General features: G+C 68.8%; 23 protein-coding genes. 3 read left to right on the forward strand and 20 right to left on the reverse strand.

Features of this window, described 5'->3' with window-relative positions:
- Positions 1 to 11 precede the first annotated feature (11 nt).
- On the forward strand, positions 12 to 3,518 hold the full coding sequence (locus QWI33_RS04115; RefSeq protein ID WP_289955159.1) for a PQQ-dependent sugar dehydrogenase: 3,507 nt from the start codon (positions 12 to 14) through the stop codon (positions 3,516 to 3,518).
- 182 nt (positions 3,519 to 3,700) lie between these two features.
- On the opposite strand, the gene QWI33_RS04120 is transcribed toward QWI33_RS04115, so the two are convergent.
- The 5 genes from QWI33_RS04120 to QWI33_RS04140 all read right to left on the reverse strand — a co-directional run bounded on the left by QWI33_RS04120 (position 3,701) and on the right by QWI33_RS04140 (position 9,511).
- Positions 3,701 to 5,176: an AAA family ATPase gene (locus QWI33_RS04120; protein WP_289955161.1), complete on the reverse strand. Its 1,476-nt coding sequence runs from the start codon at positions 5,174 to 5,176 to the stop codon at positions 3,701 to 3,703.
- 66 nt (positions 5,177 to 5,242) lie between these two features.
- Positions 5,243 to 6,154: a carbohydrate ABC transporter permease gene (locus tag QWI33_RS04125; protein ID WP_289955163.1), complete on the reverse strand. Its 912-nt coding sequence runs from the start codon at positions 6,152 to 6,154 to the stop codon at positions 5,243 to 5,245.
- 8 nt (positions 6,155 to 6,162) lie between these two features.
- Positions 6,163 to 7,086 carry a carbohydrate ABC transporter permease gene (locus tag QWI33_RS04130; protein ID WP_289955165.1) on the reverse strand — a complete coding sequence of 308 codons (924 nt, stop codon included), beginning with the start codon at positions 7,084 to 7,086 and terminating at the stop codon, positions 6,163 to 6,165.
- Positions 7,087 to 7,116: 30 nt separating this feature from the next.
- The gene (ngcE, locus tag QWI33_RS04135; RefSeq protein ID WP_289955167.1) at positions 7,117 to 8,523 is read right to left on the reverse strand and encodes an N-acetylglucosamine/diacetylchitobiose ABC transporter substrate-binding protein; all 1,407 of its coding nucleotides are present in this window, start codon (positions 8,521 to 8,523) and stop codon (positions 7,117 to 7,119) included.
- A 58-nt stretch (positions 8,524 to 8,581) separates the two neighbouring features.
- The gene (locus QWI33_RS04140) at positions 8,582 to 9,511 is read right to left on the reverse strand and encodes a MurR/RpiR family transcriptional regulator (protein WP_289955169.1); all 930 of its coding nucleotides are present in this window, start codon (positions 9,509 to 9,511) and stop codon (positions 8,582 to 8,584) included.
- Between the two features lie 136 nt (positions 9,512 to 9,647).
- Here QWI33_RS04140 and QWI33_RS04145 point away from each other — a divergent pair, with 136 nt between their 5' ends.
- On the forward strand, positions 9,648 to 10,601 hold the full coding sequence (locus QWI33_RS04145; RefSeq protein WP_289955171.1) for an N-acetylglucosamine kinase: 954 nt from the start codon (positions 9,648 to 9,650) through the stop codon (positions 10,599 to 10,601).
- Positions 10,602 to 10,808: 207 nt separating this feature from the next.
- Here QWI33_RS04145 and murQ read toward each other — a convergent pair whose 3' ends face one another.
- Entirely contained in the window at positions 10,809 to 11,738 is a 930-nt protein-coding gene (gene murQ, locus QWI33_RS04150) for an N-acetylmuramic acid 6-phosphate etherase (protein WP_289955174.1), read from the reverse strand.
- A 102-nt stretch (positions 11,739 to 11,840) separates the two neighbouring features.
- Between murQ and QWI33_RS04155 the strand changes: the two genes are divergently transcribed.
- Positions 11,841 to 12,722 (forward strand): MurR/RpiR family transcriptional regulator, encoded by an 882-nt coding sequence (locus QWI33_RS04155; protein WP_289955175.1) that lies wholly within the window; start codon positions 11,841 to 11,843, stop codon positions 12,720 to 12,722.
- Between the two features lie 50 nt (positions 12,723 to 12,772).
- Here the strand turns inward: QWI33_RS04155 and QWI33_RS04160 are convergent, their stop codons facing one another.
- The 14 genes from QWI33_RS04160 to rplV form a co-directional block, all read right to left on the reverse strand.
- On the reverse strand, positions 12,773 to 13,453 hold the full coding sequence (locus QWI33_RS04160) for a GH25 family lysozyme (protein WP_353895391.1): 681 nt from the start codon (positions 13,451 to 13,453) through the stop codon (positions 12,773 to 12,775).
- 254 nt (positions 13,454 to 13,707) lie between these two features.
- Positions 13,708 to 15,504: a glycoside hydrolase family 3 protein gene (locus QWI33_RS04165; RefSeq protein WP_289955179.1), complete on the reverse strand. Its 1,797-nt coding sequence runs from the start codon at positions 15,502 to 15,504 to the stop codon at positions 13,708 to 13,710.
- A 133-nt stretch (positions 15,505 to 15,637) separates the two neighbouring features.
- Positions 15,638 to 16,033, reverse strand: a complete 396-nt coding sequence (gene rplR / locus QWI33_RS04170) for a 50S ribosomal protein L18 (protein WP_289955180.1) — start codon at positions 16,031 to 16,033, stop codon at positions 15,638 to 15,640.
- Positions 16,033 to 16,572: a 50S ribosomal protein L6 gene (gene rplF, locus QWI33_RS04175; RefSeq protein ID WP_289955182.1), complete on the reverse strand. Its 540-nt coding sequence runs from the start codon at positions 16,570 to 16,572 to the stop codon at positions 16,033 to 16,035. Before rplF ends, rplR begins: the two co-directional genes overlap by 1 nt.
- A 15-nt stretch (positions 16,573 to 16,587) precedes the next feature.
- On the reverse strand, positions 16,588 to 16,995 hold the full coding sequence (rpsH, locus tag QWI33_RS04180; protein ID WP_270114982.1) for a 30S ribosomal protein S8: 408 nt from the start codon (positions 16,993 to 16,995) through the stop codon (positions 16,588 to 16,590).
- A gap of 85 nt (positions 16,996 to 17,080) precedes the next feature.
- A complete protein-coding gene (locus QWI33_RS04185) occupies positions 17,081 to 17,266 on the reverse strand; it encodes a type Z 30S ribosomal protein S14 (RefSeq protein ID WP_030155111.1) in 186 nt (61 codons plus the stop codon).
- Positions 17,259 to 17,834, reverse strand: coding sequence for a 50S ribosomal protein L5 (gene rplE / locus QWI33_RS04190; protein ID WP_289955196.1), 576 nt, complete (start codon positions 17,832 to 17,834; stop codon positions 17,259 to 17,261). The genes QWI33_RS04185 and rplE overlap by 8 nt, the downstream gene beginning before the upstream one ends.
- Positions 17,834 to 18,148 (reverse strand): 50S ribosomal protein L24, encoded by a 315-nt coding sequence (rplX, locus tag QWI33_RS04195; RefSeq protein WP_289955198.1) that lies wholly within the window; start codon positions 18,146 to 18,148, stop codon positions 17,834 to 17,836. Before rplX ends, rplE begins: the two co-directional genes overlap by 1 nt.
- A 3-nt stretch (positions 18,149 to 18,151) precedes the next feature.
- Positions 18,152 to 18,517 carry a 50S ribosomal protein L14 gene (rplN, locus tag QWI33_RS04200; RefSeq protein WP_270114987.1) on the reverse strand — a complete coding sequence of 122 codons (366 nt, stop codon included), beginning with the start codon at positions 18,515 to 18,517 and terminating at the stop codon, positions 18,152 to 18,154.
- Positions 18,518 to 18,529: 12 nt separating this feature from the next.
- Positions 18,530 to 18,799, reverse strand: a complete 270-nt coding sequence (gene rpsQ, locus QWI33_RS04205; RefSeq protein WP_289955202.1) for a 30S ribosomal protein S17 — start codon at positions 18,797 to 18,799, stop codon at positions 18,530 to 18,532.
- On the reverse strand, positions 18,796 to 19,029 hold the full coding sequence (gene rpmC / locus QWI33_RS04210) for a 50S ribosomal protein L29 (protein WP_205326516.1): 234 nt from the start codon (positions 19,027 to 19,029) through the stop codon (positions 18,796 to 18,798). The genes rpsQ and rpmC overlap by 4 nt, the downstream gene beginning before the upstream one ends.
- Before the next feature lie 2 nt (positions 19,030 to 19,031).
- Complete coding sequence (rplP, locus tag QWI33_RS04215) at positions 19,032 to 19,457, reverse strand: 50S ribosomal protein L16 (RefSeq protein ID WP_136528409.1); 426 nt, start codon at positions 19,455 to 19,457, stop codon at positions 19,032 to 19,034.
- 5 nt (positions 19,458 to 19,462) lie between these two features.
- Positions 19,463 to 20,272 (reverse strand): 30S ribosomal protein S3, encoded by an 810-nt coding sequence (gene rpsC / locus QWI33_RS04220; protein WP_289955211.1) that lies wholly within the window; start codon positions 20,270 to 20,272, stop codon positions 19,463 to 19,465.
- Complete coding sequence (rplV, locus tag QWI33_RS04225; protein WP_205326518.1) at positions 20,272 to 20,736, reverse strand: 50S ribosomal protein L22; 465 nt, start codon at positions 20,734 to 20,736, stop codon at positions 20,272 to 20,274. Before rplV ends, rpsC begins: the two co-directional genes overlap by 1 nt.
- Positions 20,737 to 20,759 lie beyond the last annotated feature (23 nt).

The raw sequence follows: 20,759 nt of genomic DNA on the forward strand, positions 1-20,759 counted from the left end.
GCTTGGGCCGCTTGACGGTCGGAGCGCTGGTGGGAGCCGCGCTGCTGGTGGTGCCGGGGGGAGCGCAGGCCGCGCCCCCGGTGGAGTTCGAGAAGCTGCTCGTCGTCGGCGGGCTGGAGGAGCCGACCGCGTTCCGGTTCACGCCGGACGGGGACGTGCTGATCGCGGAGAAGAACGGGGCGATCCAGCTCCTGCACGACGGCGTGCTGCACGAGCACCCGCTGATCGAGCTGGCCACGGCCGGCTCTGACGAGCGGGGGCTGCTGGGGATGGAGCTGGACCCGGACTTCGCGGTCAACGGGTACGTGTACGTGGGGTACACGGCGGCGGACAACCTGGACCGGTTGAGCCGCTTCACGATGACCGGGCACGCGATCGACCCGGGCTCGGAGCTGGTGCTGCTGCAGTCGCAGCAGGACGCGAACGTGTTCCATCACTCCGGGAGCGTCAAGTTCGGTCCGGACGGGAAGCTGTACTGGACCCTCGGGATGAACACGAACAACCAGAACCCGCCGAACCTGGGCAACGTGCACGGCAAGATGCACCGGATCAACGCCGACGGCTCGATCCCGCCGGACAACCCGTTCGCGGACACGCCGGGGGCGGAGCCTTCGGTGTGGGCGTACGGGCTGCGGAACTCGTTCCGATGGGACTTCGTCCCCAGTGGACCGAACGCGGGGAGCATGCTGGCCGGCGACGTGGGCGGCTCGGAGTGGGAGGAGCTCAACCTCATCGAGCGCGGCGCGAACTACGGCTGGCCGCACGTGGAGGGGGTGTGCGCGGACTGCCCGTACGCGCAGCCGGTGTACGCCTACCCGCACACGGCGCCGCCCGCGAGCGCGGGCTCGATCTCGGCGGTGGAGGTGTACGAGGGCGGGCTGCTCGGCGAGGAGTACGAGCAGGCGGTGTTCTTCGCGGACTACACGCTCGGGTTCGTGAAGTACCTGGTGATGGACGAGGCCTTCGAGTCCGTGGTGTCGGTGCACGACTTCGACACCGAGGCGGGGACGCCCGTGGAGTTGCAGACCGGGCCGGACGGGGCGCTGTACCAGTTGAACATCTACCCCGGAGAGCTGTACCGGATCGCGCCCTCGGGCGGGAACCGGACGCCGGTGGCGCAGGCGGCGGCGACCCCGGACAACGGCTACGCGCCCTTGGAGGTCGAGTTCTCCTCGGCGGGCTCCGCGGACGCGGACGGGGATGCGCTGACCTACGCGTGGGACTTCGGCGACGGGGCGGCCTCAGCTGAGGCGGACCCCGTGCACACCTACACCGAGGACGGGGTCTACCAGGCGGTGCTCACGGTCTCGGACGGCGAGAAGTCGGCGCAGTCCACCGTGGAGATACAGGTGGGGAACACCCGGCCCGAGGCGGTGGTGCTCACGCCCGAAGCGGGCCTGACGTACGACGGGGGCGACGTCGTGTCATTCTCGGGCTCGGCCCAGGACCCCGAGGACGGGGCGCTCGACGCGGCCTCGCTGTCGTGGACGGTGCAGTTCCACCATGCCGACCACGTGCACCCGTTCTACGGACCGGCCGAAGGCGCCTCGGGGCAGATCGAGATCCCGACCGCGCCGCACGGCGGGGACAACACGTTCTACCGGATCGCGTTGACCGCCACGGATGCCGGGGGCCTCACCGACACCGCGTACGTCGACGTGCACCCGAACACCGTCGAAGTCGCGATCGCCACCGACCCTGCGGGGCTGGAGTTCACGCTCGACGGGCGCCCGCTCGCATCGGCGACGAAGCGGATGGTCGTGGGCACCGAGTACGTGCTGGGCGCGGAGTCGCCGCAGTACGCGGACGGCTCCAGGTTCCGCTTCTCCGGCTGGTCGACGGGGGCCGAGCAGCAGCACGTGTTCACCGTGCCGGGCGAGGACACGGCGGTGACGGCCCAGTTCGAGGAGCTGCCGTACCCGCCGGAACCGTGGGAGTCCACCGATGTCGGGGAGCGGACCCAATTGGGGCTCAGCAGCTTCGACGACGGCGAATTCACGGTGACCGGCGCGGGCTGGGACATCTGGGGCGCGACCGACGAGTTCCACTTCGCGCACCGGCCGCTCACCGGGGACGGGTCGATCACGGCCAGGCTGACGTCGCAGGGGAACACGAACCCGTGGGCGAAGGCCGGAGTCATGATCAAGGAGTCCACCGATGAGGGCGCCACGTACGCGTCGATCGCGGTGACCCCTGAGCACGGCGCGCACTTCCAGGCGGACTTCGGGACCGACGGCGGCGGCTTCGCGTACACCGAAGGCAGCGCCTGGCTGCGGCTGACGCGGGCCGGGGACGAGTTCACCGCGGAGCTTTCACCCGACGGCGTGGCGTGGACGGTGATCGGCTCGGCCGCGGTGCCCATGTCCGCGAGCGCGCAGGTCGGCCTGTTCGCGACCGCGCACGACAACACGCAGTTCTCCACGGCGGTCTTCGACTCGGTCGCGGTCGCGGCGGCGGACCCGGAGTTGACGTGTGAGGACGTGGGCGACCCGGCCATCGCGGGCTCCGCGTCGTTCGACCCCGAAGGCACGCTGACGATGACCGGCGCGGGCGACGACATCTGGGGCGACGCGGACCAGTTCCACTACTGCCACAAGGAGCTCGCGGGCGACGGCGAGATCATTGCCCGCGTGGCGTCGCTGGAGGACACGAACGACTGGGCCAAGGCCGGCGTGATGATCAAGACCGCGCCTGAGGAGGGCGCGGACTACGCGGCGGCCATGGCGACCGCCGCGGAAGGGGTCCATTTCCAGACCGGTTTCGATCGCGATGTGAACGGCCCGGTCACCGACGCACCGGTGTGGGTCCGACTCGTACGGGAGGGAACGACCGTCACGGCCTACCACTCCGCGGACGGCCTGGCCTGGGAGCCGTTCGCCAGCGCCGCGCTGGAGGGCCCAGCGACGGTAGGCCTGTTCGTGACCTCCCATGACGGGAGCGAGGCGGCCACGGCCGTGTTCGACTCGATCGCCTTCCGGGACGACGCGCCGGCGGTCCCCGAGCCGTGGTCGTGCGCCGACGTCGGGAACCCGAGGATGCCCGGCGACGCCGTGTACGACGGCGGGACCTGGACCGTGGTGGGCGCCGGCGACGACATCTGGGGCGATGCGGACCAGTTCCACTACTGCCACCAGCCGCTCGCGGGCGATGGTCAGATCACGGCCCGGGTGGTCTCGCAGGAGGACACGAACGACTGGGCCAAGGCCGGGGTGATGATCAAGTCCAGCACTACGGCCGGGTCCGACTACGCCGCGCTGATGGTGACGCCGCAGAACGGGGTGCACCTGCAATCGGCCTTCGACACGGATGTCGACGGCCCGGACACAGGCGCACCGATGTGGCTGCGGCTCACCAGAACCGGTGACACGGTCACGGCCGAGTACTCGGCCGACGGCGAGGCTTGGACCTTGCTGGGAACCGCCCCGATTGCCGGAGACGCCACGGTGGGGCTCTTCGTGACCTCCCACGACGGATCTGATCCAGGAACGGCGGTGTTCGACTCGGTCACCGTCACCTAGACCGGCACCGGGGGCCCCACTAGGCCTCCGGTGCCTTCCGCCGCCCGGGACGCGAAGGGGGTGTTCCGGGCGGCTTTCCGATGCCGAAGCGGTCAGGAAGAGAAGAGTATAGATTTTGGTACTCTGCGAGCGGAGAGTACCAAAATTGTGAGTACCAACTTCTATACTCTTCTCGGCTTGACCTATCCCACTGCTCGGTAGAGATCGGCGGCCCCGATGAGCCGCAAGTCGTTCCGGGACTCGGACGCTTCTCGCAGGTGGTCGTTGAATCCCGCGCCACTGAAGCAGAGCAGCCGCGTCTCGGTCGTGTCGAAGGAACCCGACTTCCTGAGGATCGTCCGGATGTGTTCGAGCCGTTCCAGATGGGCGCGGCCCATGGTGTCCTGCCATTTCGCCTCCCCGATGGCGAGCAAGCGCGGCTTGCCTGAACCGGTCGATTCGATGGTGACGACGTCGACCTCGTGCAGCGTGCGGGCGTCGGGGTCATTGACACCTCCGCTGGCCACCGAGGTCGGCATACCGCCGAAGACTTCCGGATCAGCATGGAACAGCGCCCATTCCCGACACAGTTGCTCGAAGTGCGGGCCGAGGATCTTGCTGGCGAAGCGGTGGCCGGACGCCTTCCATACCCGCTCAGCCATGCCGGGGCGCTGGAGCTGGTCCCAAACCGGGCGCATGATGCCGGCGTAGAAGGCGACCAGAGGCTCGGCGATGCGGAAGGCCGAACGGTTCTTTCGGAAGGCGTCACCGTCACGCCGCAGGAGGCCGATGTCCTCTAGTACCGCGATTGGATGGGCGACATCAATGGCCTTGCGCCCCAGGTATGTCGCAATACCGCCCCGCGTCGTATTGCCGTCCGCGACCGCGGAGAGCACCGACAGGTAGATGGCCGGATCGCGCACATCGGCCTCCTCCGCCAGCAGGTAGCGTCCTTCGCGGAACAACGGTGTCTGCGGGTTGAGAACCGTGCGGACCACCCATGCATCGAAGTCTTCGGGTCCCCGAGGCACGTCGCCGCGGAGGAATTCATTCGGATACGCGGGGGTACCGCCGACGATCGCGTGGGTTTTGATCGCGAGCTCGGGGTCCTCGATGCCCCAGAACTGAGCGGCCATCCGGTATTCGAGCGGCGGAACCACCAGCTCCAGACCTGCGCGGCCTCGCAGAGGCGCACTGCCGGACAGGAGCCGGCCCATGAAGGACATGGCCGACCCGCACAGCAGGAGCCGCGCACGGGAGCCGGTGCGTTCCGGCCGCAGCGGACCGAAAGCCTGCTGAAGGATCGACGGCAGTTCGGGGTTGGCCCTGGCAAGGTACGGGAATTCGTCGATGACGATCGGGATCGGGCGGGCGACTCCGAGCGCAAGGAGTGCGTCGACCGCTTCGACCCAGTCCTCGAAGTGGTAGGCGGATGGTGGGGACGAGAACCGGGTGAGGGCATCGCTGAACCGCCGCAGCGACTCGGCGTTCGTAGCTTCGGTCGCGCCGAAGTAGAAGCCGCCCGCCGCCCTGGTGATCGCGTCGAGCAGGAAGGTCTTGCCCTGGCGCCTGCGTCCCGACACCACGCCGAGGGTTGCTCCAGGCCGATCGTCGGTCACGAAAGCGGACAGAGCAGCCCATTCGCTATCGCGGTCGAACATTTCTTGCGGTTTGTCCACGAAAGCTCCCGGGTTTATAGAACTACAGTTTTTATAACTATACTTCTATAAACCTCGGCGCGCCGCCTACTTGATGGCGCCCGCGGTCAGGCCGGCCTGGATCTGGCGCTGGAAGAGGAGGTAGGCGACGAAGATCGGGATCATGGCGAGCACGGTGCCGGCGAAGAGCGCGCCCGAGTCGCCTTCGTAGCCTTGGCGCAGTGCGAGGTTCGCGAGCCCCTGGGAGATCATCGCGTCCTCGGGGTTGCGGCCCAGGAGCACCAGCGGCAGCAGGAACTGGTTCCACTGCCCGATGATGTTGAAGATCGTGATGGCGATCAGGCCGGGTTTCGCCATGGGCAGCATCACCTGGAAGAACAACCGGTAGTGCCCGGCGCCGTCCACGACCGCGGCCTCGGCGACCCCGGTCGGGAGCGTGCGGAAGAACGCCGTCAGGAAGAACACCGTGAACGGCAGCGAGTAGGCGATGTACACGAGCACGAGACCGGTGTAGGTGTTCAGCAGTGCGACGTTCTGCAACGTCTTGAACAGCGGGAACAGGGCCAGGAACACCGGGAACATCATCCCCGCGGCGAACCCGAGGTAGATGGCGCGGTTCCCGGGGAACTCGTAGCGCGCCAGCACGTACGCGGCCATCGCGCCCAGCAGCATGGTGCCGGCGACGCTGAAGACCATGACCTGCAGGGTGTTGAGGAAGTAGCCGCCGATGTTCCCGTTCGTCCAGGCGTTCACGTAGTTCGCCCAGTGCATCGCCTCGGGCAGGCCGAGCGGGTTCGACGCGATCTCCCGGGTGGTCTTGAAGGAGGACATGACGATCCAGACCACCGGGATGATGACCATGAGCGCCCACAGCCACAGGAAGCCCTGCGAGAACACGTTGAGCACGTTCCCCTCGGGCCGCGGGGCGCGCTGCGGGGCCCTGGCGGGACCGGCCTCGGTCGTCTCGGGTGCTGTCTCGGGGGCGGTGTCGGTTGCCATGTCGCTCCTCAGAACTCGATCCGCTCGCGGCGGCCGAACCGCAGCGACACGACCGCCAAGGACAGGGCGGCGAAGAACAGGACCACGCCCAGCGCCGACGCGAACGCCTGCTCGCCGTGGTTGAACGCGTACTTCCAGATGACCCCGCCGACCACTTCGCTCGCCGCGTCGGGCCCGCCGCGCTCGGGCGTCATCACATAGATGAGGACGAACACGTCCAGGGCCACGATCGAGAGGTAGATCCACGCGGTCTGCACCGAGTCCCACAGGAGCGGCAGCGTGATCCGGAAGAACATCGGACCCCGCCCGGCGCCGTCGATGACCGCCGCCTCGTACAGGTCGCGCGGGATCGAGGCCATCGCCGATGAGAAGAACACCAGGTAGAACCCGACCGCGCTCCACACCAGGACGCCGATCACCGCCGCCAGCACCAACTGCTTGTCGGCGAGGAACCCGTTGACCGGGGCCGGGAGCCCGACCGCGGTGAGCGCCCCCGTGATGAGGCCGCCGAAGTTCTCGGGCGCGTACACCTGCTTCCAGAGGATGCCGATGATCGCCACCGAGAGCACCTGCGGGAAGAAGTACACGATCTTGTGGAACCGGGCCCCGCGCACGCCCTCGATGCGGCCCCGGCGGACCCGCCCGCCGAGGTTGAGCATGAACGCGAAGAACAGGCCCAGCGTGATCGTCACGACCGGCAGCACCACCAGGATGATCCCGGTGTGCCGCAAGGCGGGCAGGACGAGCCGCTCGTCCTTGAAGAGGTTCACGTAGTTGTCGAACCCGATGTACTCGAACGAGTTCGACGACCCCGACCAGTCGGTCAGGGAGATCTGGAAGGCCTGGGCGAACGGCAGGATCACCAGCCAGGCGTACAGCCCCACCGGCAGTGCCAGGAAGCTCAAAATGAACGGGTACTTGCCGTGCTTCACAGCCCAGGCCCTCCTCTCGGTTCGTCGCGGCTAGTCGTCGTGGGTGAACTTCTCCACGGTGTCGTCGGCGGCGGTCTCGTCCGCGACCGTCTGCATCCGCTCGATGAACTCCTCGGGCGTCGACTCGGCGTTGATGAGCTGGCCGAGCGCGGGGCGCACCTCCTCGTTCATCTTCGTGTACCAGTACCGGAACTGCGGCTGGAACATGTCGTCCGGGTTGGACACCAGGGCGTCGGTCATCTTCGCGGCCTCGTTGTCGAGCGCCACGCCCTTGACGACGGTGGTGGCCTGCACGGTGTCGCCGAAGATCTGCGAGCCCTCCTGCGAGAGCATGATCCGCAGGTACTCGTACGCGCCCGCGAGGTTGGTCGCGTTCTTCGGCACCACGAACGGCTCGTCGCCGCCGGCGCTGATCAGCCCCGGCTGCGCACTGCCCTCGAGGTAGGGCACGCCCATCGGGGCGTACTCGAAGTCGGCCGGGGCGATCGCCTTCTGCTCGTTGGGAAGCCAGGAGCCGCACGGCAGGAACGCGGCCTCGTTGTTGTTGAAGGCCGTCTGCGACTGGATGTGGTCGATGCCCGCGCTGCCGTCGAGGAGGAACCCGGACGCGCCGAGGCTGTGCATCGCCTCGGCCGCCAGCGCCACGGACTCGTGGCCCCAGGCGCCTTCTTTCAGGTTGTCGATGTCCTTGAGGACCTGGACGCCGCCGTGCCTGCCGGCGAGCATGAGGAACATGTCGTAGAGGTACACCGGGTGCTGCCCGGCGTAGGTCCACGGCGCGATCCCTGCGGCCTTGATGGTCGGGCAGAGGGCGATCATCTCGTCCCAGGTGGTCGGCGGGGTCCAGCCCTGGTCGCGGAAGAGCTTGGCGTCGTACCAGATCGTCCACGCGTTGAACACGTAGTTGAGGGCGTAGACCTTGCCGTTGAAGGTGCCGGCCTCGAGCACGCCGTCGCGGAGCGTGTCGCGCACGGTCATCTCGGGGTCGTCGTAGGACGGCGCTTCGAGCAGCGGGGTGAGCTCGGCGAGCTCGCCGTCGCTCACGAGCGCGTCCATCGGGATCTGCTGCGCGCCGGAGTTGTCGAGGACGTCGGCGGGCTTGCCTTCGGCGAAGCGCGGCTGCTGCGTCTCCGCGATCGCCTGCGTCGCCGTGTGCTCGACATCGGCCTCGGGGAAGGCCCGCTTGTAGATCTCCTGGTGCGCGACGGCGTACTCGTTGCCGAAGCCGCCGTCGAAGATGACGACGTCCAAGGGCGCCTTGGGGTCGACGCCGAAGGGGTTCTCGGCGTCCTCCCCCACGGTGACCTCGTCGGCGTCGTCGTCCCCGCCGCTGGTGGCGCAGGCCGCCAGCGAGGAGGCCGCGATGCCGGCAGCGGTGGCGCCGAACAGGTTGCGGCGGTTGAACATCGGATGCTTGTCGGCTGGCGTGTTCGTCATGGTCGCTCCTTCAAGGGGGTTTGCAGGTTGGGCAAGACCGCTGTGGACGGCGGGCGGGTCAGCCCGCTCCGTCGCGTTGGCGCGCCGGCCGGTGGCCGACCACGGCTCGGGCCCGGGACTCCAGGGCCTCGAGGGCTGCGGGGAAGCGCTGCTGCGCGACCGCGATGTGGACGAGGTCGGCGACGAGCAGCGCCGAGTGCCGGGACGCGAGCAGGTCGGCGCGGTGGCCGGTGCGGGTGGTGGCCGAGGTCAGGCAGATGTCCGCGATGTCCGCGAGCGCCGAGTCGGCGTCGCCGGTGAGGGCCACGGTGAGCGCGCCGCGGCTGTCGGCCTCGGAGAGCATCTCGATGACCTCGGCGGTGGACCCGGAGAGGGAGACGGCGAACGCGACGTCCCCGGCGCCGAGGAGGGCGGCGCTGGCGAGGGCGTCGTGGACCTCGGTCCAGACCCAGGCGGCGACGCCGGTGCGGTAGAAGCCCATCTGGAGTTCGCGGGCGACGGTGGCACTCGTGCCGACGCCGTAGACGTCGACGCGGCGGGCGTCGCAGACGCGGGCGGCGACGCGCTCGACGGCGGCGAGGTCGAGGGTGTCGACGGTGTCGCGGAGCATCGCGGCGTCGATGGTGATGAGCTGCTTGAGGACCCGGTCGAGGGGGTCGGAGGGGGCGATCTCCTGGCCGATGTTGACGTCCCAGCCGGTCTCGCGGCGGGCGGAGGCGCGTCCCGTTTCGGTTGCGATTGCAACCCTGAGGGCTGCGTAACCGTCATATCCGAGATGACGGCAGAATCGGGTGATGGTTCCTGGGGAGGTGCCCGAGATTTCAGCGAGGTCCATGATCGTGGCCCGAGCCGCGGCTTCGGGGTCGGCGAGCACTTGTTCGGCCACTTTGGACATGGCTTCGGACAGTTCACTGGCGCCGTGCCGGATCCGTTCGAGGACTCCGGCCGCGGCGGGTGCGATGGGCGCATCTGGGCTGGTTCGCTCCATTGGCATCCCCTTCGGGAGGTGGATGCAAGAAAAACTATTACCTGTGACACACTCGTGTCAAGTTCATGAGAATTATTTTTACTGATTTGCACCGAAGGCGGATACTGCTGGTATCGCAAGGAGCGGGGACCCCAACATGCACGCAAGACTCGCCGTCGGCCTCGACGCCGGCGGGACCAGCAGCCGCGCCGTCCTCATCGACGAGACCGGCGCACTGCTCGGCACCGGCGCCTCAGGACCGGCCAATCCGGTCGGCGGCGACCGGGAGATCGCGCTGTCCAACATGGCCCTCGCGTTCCAGCGGGCCCTCGGCGGCATCGACCCTACCGAGGTCGGCTCGGTCTGCATCGGCACGGCCGGAGCGCTCTCGCTCACCGAGGAAGTGCGCGAACTCTCCGCGGACCTCAAGCGGCGCTTCGCGACCCAGTGCGACGTCCGGGTCGTCTCCGACGCGGTGATCGCCTTCGCGGCCGGATCGTCCGCACCGGACGGCACCGTCGTGGTCTCGGGCACCGGCGCGGTGGCGTTCGCGATCCGCGACCGCACCCCCGCCCTGCGCTCCGACGGCTACGGCTGGCTCTTCGGCGACGCCGGCTCGGGCTTCTGGCTCGGCCGCGAGGCCGTGCGCGCCACACTGCGGCACATCGACGGCAACGGCCCCGGCGGGCGGCTCGTCGAGGCCATCATCGCCGCGATCTCACCGGACAAGCGGCGCTCGGGCGCGCTCGTCGCCAAGTGCATGGCGGACCCGCCGGTGCGGCTCTCGCGCTTCTCCGCGCTCGTATGCGAGGCGGCCGACGGCGGCGACCCGGTCGCCGAGTCGATCGTCGCCAGGGCGGTCGGGCACCTCGCCGAATCCGTCTCGTACGTGGTCGACCGCGAACTGCCGATCGTCATGGCCGGAAGCCTCCTGACGCGCCCGACCCCGATCGCCGCACTGCTCCAGGAGCGGTTCCGGCTCGTGTACCCGAAGGCCGGCATCAGCAAGGCCACCGACCCCGCGATCGGCGCGGCCTGGATGGCCGCCAGCGCCTTCGTCACCGACCCCGAAGCCCGCGTCCGCCTCCACCGCCAACTCGCCTGGCGCTAGCCGCTGAGCGGCTCCAGCGGGGCGCGCGGCAACCGGGCGCTGGCCTGTCGGAGGGGCGGGCCGTCGGCGGCCGGGAGGGCCGTCTGGCGGCAGGCGTAGGGCATGCCCCTTCCCACCCGCATCCACCTCCGACCAACCGAATAAATGCGATGACGCTCCCACACGGGTCCGACATCGAACAGCACGCGAGTCAGGCTCACCCTGCGCTCAGGCCGCCTTGAGCGCCCCCGAGAGGCGGCCTTCGGCCGCCTCCAGCCGCGCCTTCGCCTCGGCCGCTTCGACACCGAGCTCGAGCATGACCACCGCGGTCTTCACATGCTCGCCGGAGGCGGCCAGCGCCGCCTCTGCGGCCTCGGCGTCGGCGCCGGTGATCTCGCGGATCATCCGCACCGCCCGCGCCGCGAGCTTCGAGTTGGCGACCCGCATGTCCACCATGTAGTTCCGGTAGACCTTCCCCAAGCGCACCATCGTGATCGTCGAGATCATGTTGAGCACGAACTTCTGCGCCGTGCCCGATTTCAGACGCGTCGAACCGGCCACGACCTCGGGCCCGACCTCGACCTCGATGCGGTGCTCGGCCGCAGCCGACAGGAGCGTGCCGGCGTTGCACGACAGGCCCACGGTCAGCGCCCCGCGCCGCCGGGCCTCCTCGACCGCCGCGACCACGAACGGGGTGCGGCCGCTCGCGGCCAGGCCGACCACCGCGTCGGCGGGGCCGATGTCCTCGGCGGCCATGGCCGCCGCCCCGGCCGCCGCGTCGTCCTCGGTGCCTTCCACCGCGCCGCCTTCGGCGGCCCTGCCGCCCGCGAGGATCGCCTTCACCAGTTCGGGGTCGGTCGAGAACGTGGGCGGGCACTCGGCGGCGTCCATGACCGCCATGCGCCCGGCCGTCCCGGCCCCCACGTACCGCAGTCGCCCGCCTTTGGCGAGCCGCTCGGCCACGGCGTCGATCGCGGCGGCCACGTCCGGGAGCACCGCGGCGACGGCGGCCGCGACGCTCGCGTCGGCCTCGTTCATGGTGCGCGCCAAGTCGAGGGTCGCGAGCGCCTCGATCCCGGCGTAGCGGGGGTCGGCCTGCTCGGTTGCCAAGGTGGCCAGCTGCGTGCGCGCCCGCAGGCGCTCGGTCGTCTCACTCACAGTTGCGAGCCTAGCGCAATGAAATGAATTTTCATCCCACCGACTGGACATGAAGAATCACGCCGTACCGTGGGGGCGCCCGCGCAGGTGTACGGTGACGTCATGCCTGCCAGCCGCACCGACACGCCCAACCTCCTGGTGCTCATCAAGTCCGTCCTGCCTTCGCTGTCGAAGGCGGAGACCAAGGTCGCCCAAGAGATCATCCGCGAGCCCGAGGCCGCCTCGACCCGGACGATCACCGAGCTCGCCCGCGCCGCGGGCACCTCCGAGGCCACCGTGGTGCGGTTCTGCCGCTCCCTCGGCCTCGCCGGGCACCGAGAGCTTCGCATGCGCGCCGCGCAGGCCGTCATCGGCACCGGCGAGGGCCCGGACCGCGAGATCGCGGGCGGCGACATCCCCACGGGCGCCGACATGTCCCGCATCATCGCCACCGTCTCCTACGCGGACGTCGGCGCGATCACCGACACCGCGAACGCCCTCGACACGGCCGCCTGCGAAGCCGCCGTCGCCGCCCTCGCGGCCGCGGGCCGCATCGACGTCTTCGGCGTCGAGGCCTCGGGGATCGTCGCCTCGGACCTCGTCAAGAAGCTCCACCGCATCGGCTGCACCGCGTTCTCCTGGCCGGACGTGCACGCCGCGCTCGTGGCGACCGCGCTCGCGAGCCCGAAGGACGTGGCGGTCGCGATCTCCCACTCCGGGGCGACCACCGAGACCGTCGAGTTCCTGGAGTCCGCGCGCGACCGCGAGGCGACCACGATCGCCATCACCAACCACGCGCGCTCGCCGCTCGCGAAGGCGGCGGACCTCGTCTTGACCACCGCCGCAAGGGAAACGACGTTCCGCTCCGGTGCCACGGTCAGCCGCATCGCGCAGCTCATGGTCGTCGACTGCCTCTTCGTCGGCGTGGCGGCCAAGCAGCGCAAGCGAACCGCCAAAGCCCTCGCCGCCACGGCGGCGGCGGTCTCAGGCCGCCAGCGCGCCTGAGCACGACGAAGGCGGGGACCGCAAGGGCCCCCGCCTCTCCGTGACCCGCGTCAGGTGTTGTTGGCGAGGGCCAGGAGGCGGTCCCTCGATCCGTTGAAGTGGTCGCGGTCGACGTTGCCGGCGATGCCGGAGACCGATCCGGTGGCGGTGTACTGCCAGAACGTCCAGGTCGTGCTGCTCCAGCCCGCCGGGAGGGCCGGGCTCGCCGCGCCCCAGTGCGCGATCCACAAGGGGCTCTTGGAGGCCATGCCGGTCCACGAGCCGGTGCAGGAGTTCCACCAGGAGGCGGTCGTGTAGATGACCACGTCGCGGCCGGTGCGCGTCTTGTACCGGTTGTAGAAGTCGGTGATCCACGTGCGCATCTGGGTGGTGCTCAGGCCGTAGCAGGCCGCGCCCGAGGGCGGGGCCTCCAGGTCGACCGCGCCGGGGAGGGTCAGGTTGTCGGCCGACCAGCCGCCGCCGTTGCTGGCGAAGTAGTCCGCCTGCGCGGTGCCGCTGGAGCTGCCGGGCCGGGCGAAGTGGTACGCCCCGCGGATGACGCCCGCGTTGTAGGCCGCCACGTAGTTGGTGTTGAACCGGGGGTCCTTGTAGGTGGTGCCCTCGGTGGCCTTGATGTAGGCCCACTGGACGCCGGAGTTCCTGACGGAGGTCCAGTTGATCGAGCCCTGGTAGTTGGAGACGTCGATGCCGGCGACGCGGGTCTGCGCCTGGGCCGGGCTCGCGAGGGTCAGCCCGGCGACGGTGAGGACGGTGGCCGCGAGGAGCACGACGGCCGCCCTCAGGCTCCGGCGGGGGTTTCGGAGGCCTGCTCGGCCGGTGGGGACATTGAGGGTTGAGAGACGCAGCACTATTACTCCCTGCTTGTGAGGAGATCAGTGGAATGGGAGGAGTGCACGGTTTTGCACCCGGAACCCAGTATGAAGAGAAGTTCCACAGGGAGTCAAGCGTGTGAAAATAACTTTCTGCTACGCGCAGGTGAACGGCCCTACGGGTAGCGCAGGCCGTGGCCGAACGCGAAGGCGACCGCGCCGTCCGCTCCGGGCACGTCCACCGGGAGCGTCCCGCTCGGGTCGACCGCGCCGGTGATCACCTTCGCCAGGGACGCCAGGGAGGCGGCCGTGTACGAGTAGGTCGCCAGGCTCGCGTTGACCGAGCCGAGGTGCGCGGCGTCGTAGGGCGTGCCGACCGCTGCGTGGACGACCGGGACCCCGGCGTTCAGCAGTTCGGCGACCAGGTCGGCCTGGGCCCCGCCGGCCTGCACGCCGTACGTCGTGACGACCACGAGGTCGCGGCCCGCGGCGGCGGCGACGGCGGCCTTGATCTGGTCCGCGCTCGGCTCCTCGCCGGTGACGAGCGCTTCCGCCTGCAGCCCTTCGGCACCCAGGGATTCGGCCAGGCGGGCGGTGGTGTTCTCGCCCCAGCCGGTGACCAGTACGCTCCCGGCCGCGAACGGCAGGGTGCCGTCGTTGGCGAGCAGCGTGATCGAGCGGTCGGCGATGTCGGCGGCGACCTGCCGGTGCTCCTCCGAGCCGACCACGTCCGTGCCGGCGGGGTCGGTCGAGGGCTCCGCGATGATGCCGCGGGCGGCCTTGAGGGCGAGCAGGCGCCGCACGGAGGCGTCGATGCGCTCCTCGGTCAGCTCCCCCGATTCGACGGCCGCCAGCACCGCCTCGAAGGCCAGCTGGAAGTCCGGCGGCATGAGCAGCATGTCGACCCCGGCCTGCAGCGCCATCACCGGCACCCGCTCGTCCCCGTACTCGGCGCGGACCCCCTCCATCTCGAGGGAGTCGGTGACGACCACGCCGTCGAAGCCGAGCCGCTCGCGCAGCAGGCCGGTGAGGATCGGCGCCGAGAGCGTGGCGGGCTTCAACGAGTCGTCGAGCGCCGGAAACTGGAGGTGGCCTGACATGACCATGTCGGTCCCGGCGTCGATCGCGGCCGTGAACGGCGGGGCGTCGATCCGCTCCCACTCCTCGGCGGTGTGCGTGATGACGGGCAGGCCCACGTGGCTGTCCGTGCCCGTGTCGCCATGCCCGGGGAAGTGCTTGGCGGCGACCGCCACGCCCCCGGCCTGGTAGCCGCCCGTCTGCGCGGCCGTGAACTCGGCGACGAGCGCCGGGTCCGAGCTGAAGGACCGCACCCCGATGACCGGGTTCCGCGGGTCCACGTTCACGTCCGAGTCCGGCGCGAAGTTGAGGTTGAGGCCCATCGCGCGCAGCTCCGCGCCGGCGGCCTCGGCCGCCCGGCGCGCGGCCTCGGTGTCCCGGGTCGCCCCCAGCGGCATCGCCCCGGGGAACTGCGTGGCCGGCTCGCCGATCCGCACGACCGAGCCGTACTCCTGGTCGGTGGCGATGAACAGCGGGATCTCGGAGGCCTCCTGGAGGCCGTTCGAGAGCGCCGCGACCTGGTCAGGATCGGACAGTCCGTTGGACCAGTCGAAGTAGATGATCCCGCCGGGCTTGAAGGCGGCGATGAACGCGGCGCCGTTGGCCGCGCCGAGCCGCTCCATGTTCGAGGCGACCGCATCGGCCTGGCCGGTGTCAGCCGACTCGCCGTGCACGTAGACCATGAACAGCTGGCCGACCTTGTCCTCCAGGGACATCTCGGCGAGCTGCGTCTCGACCCGCTCCGGGGTCGGGGCCGCCGGCTCGTCGCCCTGCGGCTGCTCCTCGCCGCGCCGCGAAGCGGCCTCGATGAGCACTGCACCGCCGCCGACGACCGCGAAGGCCCCGGCGACGCTCGAGACGAGCACGGTCTTGCGGGAGAGCTTCGGCGAACGCACCCGCCCATCCTGACCCAGACCCGCGACCGCCGCCGACGCGACCCGCGGCGGTCCCGTCGCAAATCACACCGAATACGACGAAAGCCGGGAAGGAGCAGATGCTCCTTCCCGGCTTCGAAACCGTTCTGAAGTCCTAGAACTTCAGGCCGTTGTCACGGGCGGCGTCGGCCAGGGCCGCAACGCGGCCGTGGTACTTGACACCACCGCGGTCGAACACGACCGCTTCGACGCCGGCTTCCTTGGCGCGCTCGGCGACCAGCTTGCCGACTTCCTTGGCCTTGGCGGTCTTGTCGCCCTCGAACGCACGGAGGCCGGCTTCCACCGTCGACGCGGCGGCCAGCGTGTGGCCGGTGACGTCGTCGATGACCTGGGCCACGATGTGCTTCGAGGACCGGAAGACCGCGAGGCGCGGCTGCGAGGCCGTACCCGTGATCTTCTTGCGGCCACGGAAGTGGCGCCGGTTCTTGCCGATCCGGCGACGCTCGGAGACCGAGCCGGACGGGCGGCGGTTTTCGAGTTTGCTCGCCATTACTTACCAGCCTTTCCGGCCTTGCGGCGGATGCGCTCGTCGACGTACTTGACGCCCTTGCCCTTGTAGGGCTCCGGCGGACGCAGACGGCGAATGTTCGACGCGACCTGACCGACGAGCTGCTTGTCGATGCCCTCGACGTGCAGCAGGGTCGGCTTCTCGACCTTGAACGAGATGCCTTCCGGAGCGTCGACCTGGATGGTGTGGGAGAAGCCGAGGCTCATCTCCACGCCCTTGCCCTTGGCGACGGCCCGGTAACCGGTGCCGTTGATCTCGAGGGACTTCTTGTAGCCCTCCGAGACGCCGACGACCATGTTGTTGACGAGGCTGCGGGCCAGGCCGTGCAGGGCCCGGGACTTGCGCTCGTCGTTGGGGCGGGTGACCGCGAAGGTCCCGTCCTCGTTCTTCTCGATGGTGATCGGCTCGGGCAGCTCAGTGCTGAGCTGGCCCTTGGGGCCCTTCACGGTCACCGTCGCGCCATCGATCTTGAGCTCGACGCCGGAGGGCACCAGAATCGGCTGCTTCCCAATGCGGGACATGCTTATACCCTCCTGCTACCAGACGTAGGCGATGACTTCGCCGCCAACGCCGCGCTTGCGAGCCTGGCGGTCCGTCAGCAGGCCCTGGGAGGTGGACACGATGGCCACACCCAGGCCGCCGAGGACGCGCGGCAGCTCAGTGGACTTGGCGTAGACCCGCAGGCCCGGCTTGGAGACGCGGCGCAGGCCCGCAAGGGACCGCTCGCGGCGCTCGCCGAACTTCAGGTCGATCACCAAGGTCTTGCCGACTTTGCCCTCTTCAGGGTCCACGACCTTCCACTCGGCGATGTAGCCCTCCTGCTTGAGGACCTCCGCGATGGAGGCCTTCATCTTGGAGTGCGGCATCTTGAGCTCGTCGTGGTACGCCTGGTTGGCGTTCCGCAGACGGGTCAGCATGTCTGCGATCGGGTCGGTCATTGTCATTAGCGTTGTTTACCTTTCTCACCCCGGTTCCCCGCCTTATGAAGACTGGCGGGGCCTGTGGCGATCGGAGCTATGGGCCCTGGAGTTACCAGGAAGCCTTGTGGACGCCCGGGAGTTCACCCGCGTGGGCCATGTCGCGCACGCAGACGCGGCACAGGCCGAACTTGCGGTAGACGGCCTTCGGCCGGCCGCACTTCTGGCAGCGGGTGTAGGCGCGCACGGCGAACTTCGGCTTCCGCTTGGCCTTCGCGATGAGGGCTTTCTTAGCCATTGTCGTTCTCCTTGAACGGGAAGCCGAGCAGCTTCAGGAACGCCCGGCCTTCGTCGTCGGTCTTCGCAGTGGTCACCAGCGTGATGTCCATACCGCGAACCCGGTCGATCTTGTCCTGGTCGATCTCGGGGAACACGCTCTGCTCGGTGAGACCGAAGGTGTAGTTCCCGTTGCCGTCGAACTGCTGGTCCGAAAGACCGCGGAAGTCGCGGATGCGCGGCAGCGCGATCGCCAGAAGGCGGTCGAGGAACTCCCACATGCGGTCGCCGCGAAGGGTCACCTTCGCGCCGATCGCCTGGCCCTCGCGCAGCTTGAACTGCGCGATCGACTTCTTGGCCCGACGGACGAGAGGCTTCTGACCGGTGATGGTGGTCAGGTCCTCCAGCGCACCGTTGATGAGCTTCGAGTCGCGAGCGGCCTCGCCGACACCCATGTTGACCACGATCTTCGTCAGACCGGGGATCTGGTGGATGTTCACGTACTTGAACTGGTCCTGCAGCGCGGGCCTGATCTCGGAGCGGTAAGTCTCCTTCAGGCGCGGCTGGACCTTCTCTGCAACGTCAGTCATTACAGGTCCTTACCCGTCCGCTTCGAAACGCGGACCTTGCGGCCGTCGTCGCCGAACCGGTAGCCCACGCGGGTGGGCTGGTTGTCGGCGTCCAGGACCTGCACGTTCGAGATGTGGATCGCGGATTCCTGCACCACGATGCCACCGGTCTTCGAACCGCGCGCGGTCTGCCCGGCCTTGGTGTGCTTGGTGATGCGGTTGACGCCCTCGACGAGCACGCGCTCGCGGTCGGGGTACGACTCCAGCACCAGGCCCTCGGCTCCCTTGTCCTTGCCCGCGATGACGCGGACTCGGTCGCCCTTCTTGATCTTCATCTCTTACAGCACCTCCGGTGCGAGGGAGATGATCTTCATGAACTGCTTGTCGCGCAGTTCGCGGGCGACCGGCCCGAAGATACGGGTCCCTCGCGGTTCGCCGTCCTTGACGAGGACGGCGGCGTTCTCGTCGAACTTGATGTACGTGCCGTCGGGACGGCGCGTCTCCTTGACCGTCCGAACGATGACCGCCTTGACGACGTCACCCTTCTTCACCCCGGCTCCGGGGTTGGCGTCCTTGACGGTCGCCACGATCGTGTCGCCGATACCGGCGTAGCGTCGGCCGGAGCCGCCGAGGACACGGATGCACAGGATCTCCCGCGCACCGGTGTTGTCGGCGACCTTGAGCCGCGACTCTTGCTGAATCACGTCCCGATCCCCCTACTTCGCCTTCTCGAGGATCTCGACGATGCGCCAACGCTTGGTCTTCGACAGCGGACGGGTCTCCATGATGGAGACGCGGTCGCCGATGCCGGCCTCGTTGTTCTCGTCGTGAGCCTTGTACTTCTTGTTGGACCGAATGACCTTGCCGTACAGCGGGTGCTTCTTGCGGTCTTCGACCTCGACGACAGCGGTCTTGTCCATCTTGTCGCCGGTCACGAAGCCCTCAAGGACCTTGCGCCGACCGCGAGTCTGAGTTTCCTCGCTCACTTCTCAACCTCCTCCGGCGCGGCGCTGAGGCCCAACCGGCGCTCGTTCATCACGGTGTAGATCCGCGCGATCTCCTTGCGGACCAGACCGAGCTCGTGGTTGTTCTCCAGCTGGCCCGTAGCGTTACGGACCCGCAGGTTGAACAGCTCTTCCTTCTTCTCCACGAGCTTCGCCTGGAGTTCCTTGTCGTTGAGCTCGCGCAGCTCACCGGTGTCGATACCAGTAGCCATTGCTACTCACCTGCCCCTTCACGAGAGACGATGCGGCACTTCATCGGCAGCTTGTGGATCGCCCGCTGGAGCGCCTCGTGGGCGATCTCCTCGGTCGGATACGAAAGCTCGAACATGACGCGGCCGGGCTTGACGTTCGCCACCCAGAACTCGGGCGAACCCTTACCGGAACCCTGACGGGTCTCGGCGGGCTTCTTCGTGATCGCACGGTCCGGGAAGATCGTGATCCAGACCTTGCCGCCACGCTTGATGTGGCGGGTCATGGCGATACGAGCGGACTCGATCTGGCGGTTGGTCACATAGCTGTGCTCCAGCGCCTGGATGCCGTACTCGCCGAAGGAGACCTTCGTGCCGCGAGTGGCCTTGCCCTTGCGCTTCGGAGCGTGAGGCTTCCGGTAACCGCGCGGCGGTTTCCGTGGCATGAGCATGTCGCTTAGCCCTCCTGCTTCTCAGACTCGGCGGGCGCGGCGGCAACGGCCTCCGCAGGCTGAGCGGCGGTGCCACGGCCACCACGGCCGCGTCCGCCACGGGCGGCGCCGGCTCCGCCGCGGCCACCACGGCCGCCGCGGTCGGGACCGGAGTCCCGGCGACGCTGCACCTGCTCGGCCTGCTCCTTGAGCGTGGCCTCACCCTTGTAGATCCAGACCTTCACGCCGATGCGGCCGAAGGTCGTGGCGGCCTCGAACAGGCCGTAGTCGATGTTCGCGCGCAGCGTGTGCAGAGGGACCTGGCCCTCGCGGTACTGCTCGGAACGGCTCATCTCGGCACCGCCGAGGCGGCCGGAGCACTGGACCTTGATGCCCTTCACGGTCGGGTTGCGCATGGCCGACTGAATGGCCTTGCGCATCGCGCGACGGAAGTTGACACGGCTGGACAGCTGCTCCGCGACGCCCTGGGCGACGAGCTGCGCATCGATGTCGGGGTTCTTGACCTCGATGATGTTCAGCTGGACCTGCTTGCCCGTCAGCTTCTCCAGGTTGCCGCGCAGACGATCGGCCTCGGCGCCTTTGCGGCCGATGACGATGCCCGGGCGGGCGGTGTGGATGTCGACGCGGACCCGCTCGCGGGTGCGTTCGATCTCCACCTTGGAGATGCCGGCGCGCTCGAGACCCTTGGTCATGAGCTGGCGGATCTTGACGTCCTCGCCGATGTAGTCGGCGTACTCCTTGTCGGCGTACCAACGCGAGGTCCAGTCGGCGCTGATGCCGAGGCGGTACCCGTGCGGGTGGATTTTCTGACCCATTAGGCGGTCTCCTCCTTCTCAGCGTTCTCGGACTTCACGTCAGCCTCGACCGGCTTCGGGGCGGCGGCCTTGGGCCGGCGAACCGAGGGAGCGGCGGACTGCTTGGCCTGGACCGACTCGACCACCACGGTGATGTGGCTGGTGCGCTTGTTGATCCGGTAGGCGCGACCGTGGGCGCGCGGGCGGTACCGACGCATGGTCGGGCCCTCGTCGACCTTGATCTCGGACACCAGAAGCGATTCCGGGTCGAGACCGAGGTTGTTCTCGGCGTTCGCCTGAGCCGACGCGATGACCTTGTACACGATCTCGGCCGCGCTGAAAGGCGCGAACTCGAGAGTCGTCAAGGCCTCGTCCACGGGCAGACCACGCACGAGGTCGACGACGCGGCGCGCCTTGCGAGGTGCTACGCGGACGTACCGCGCCACCGCGCGCGCCTTCGGAGCCTCCTGCTCCACTGTTGCCATCGTTTTAAATCCTTCGTTCGTTT

This window comes from Glycomyces tritici, assembly GCF_030403505.1.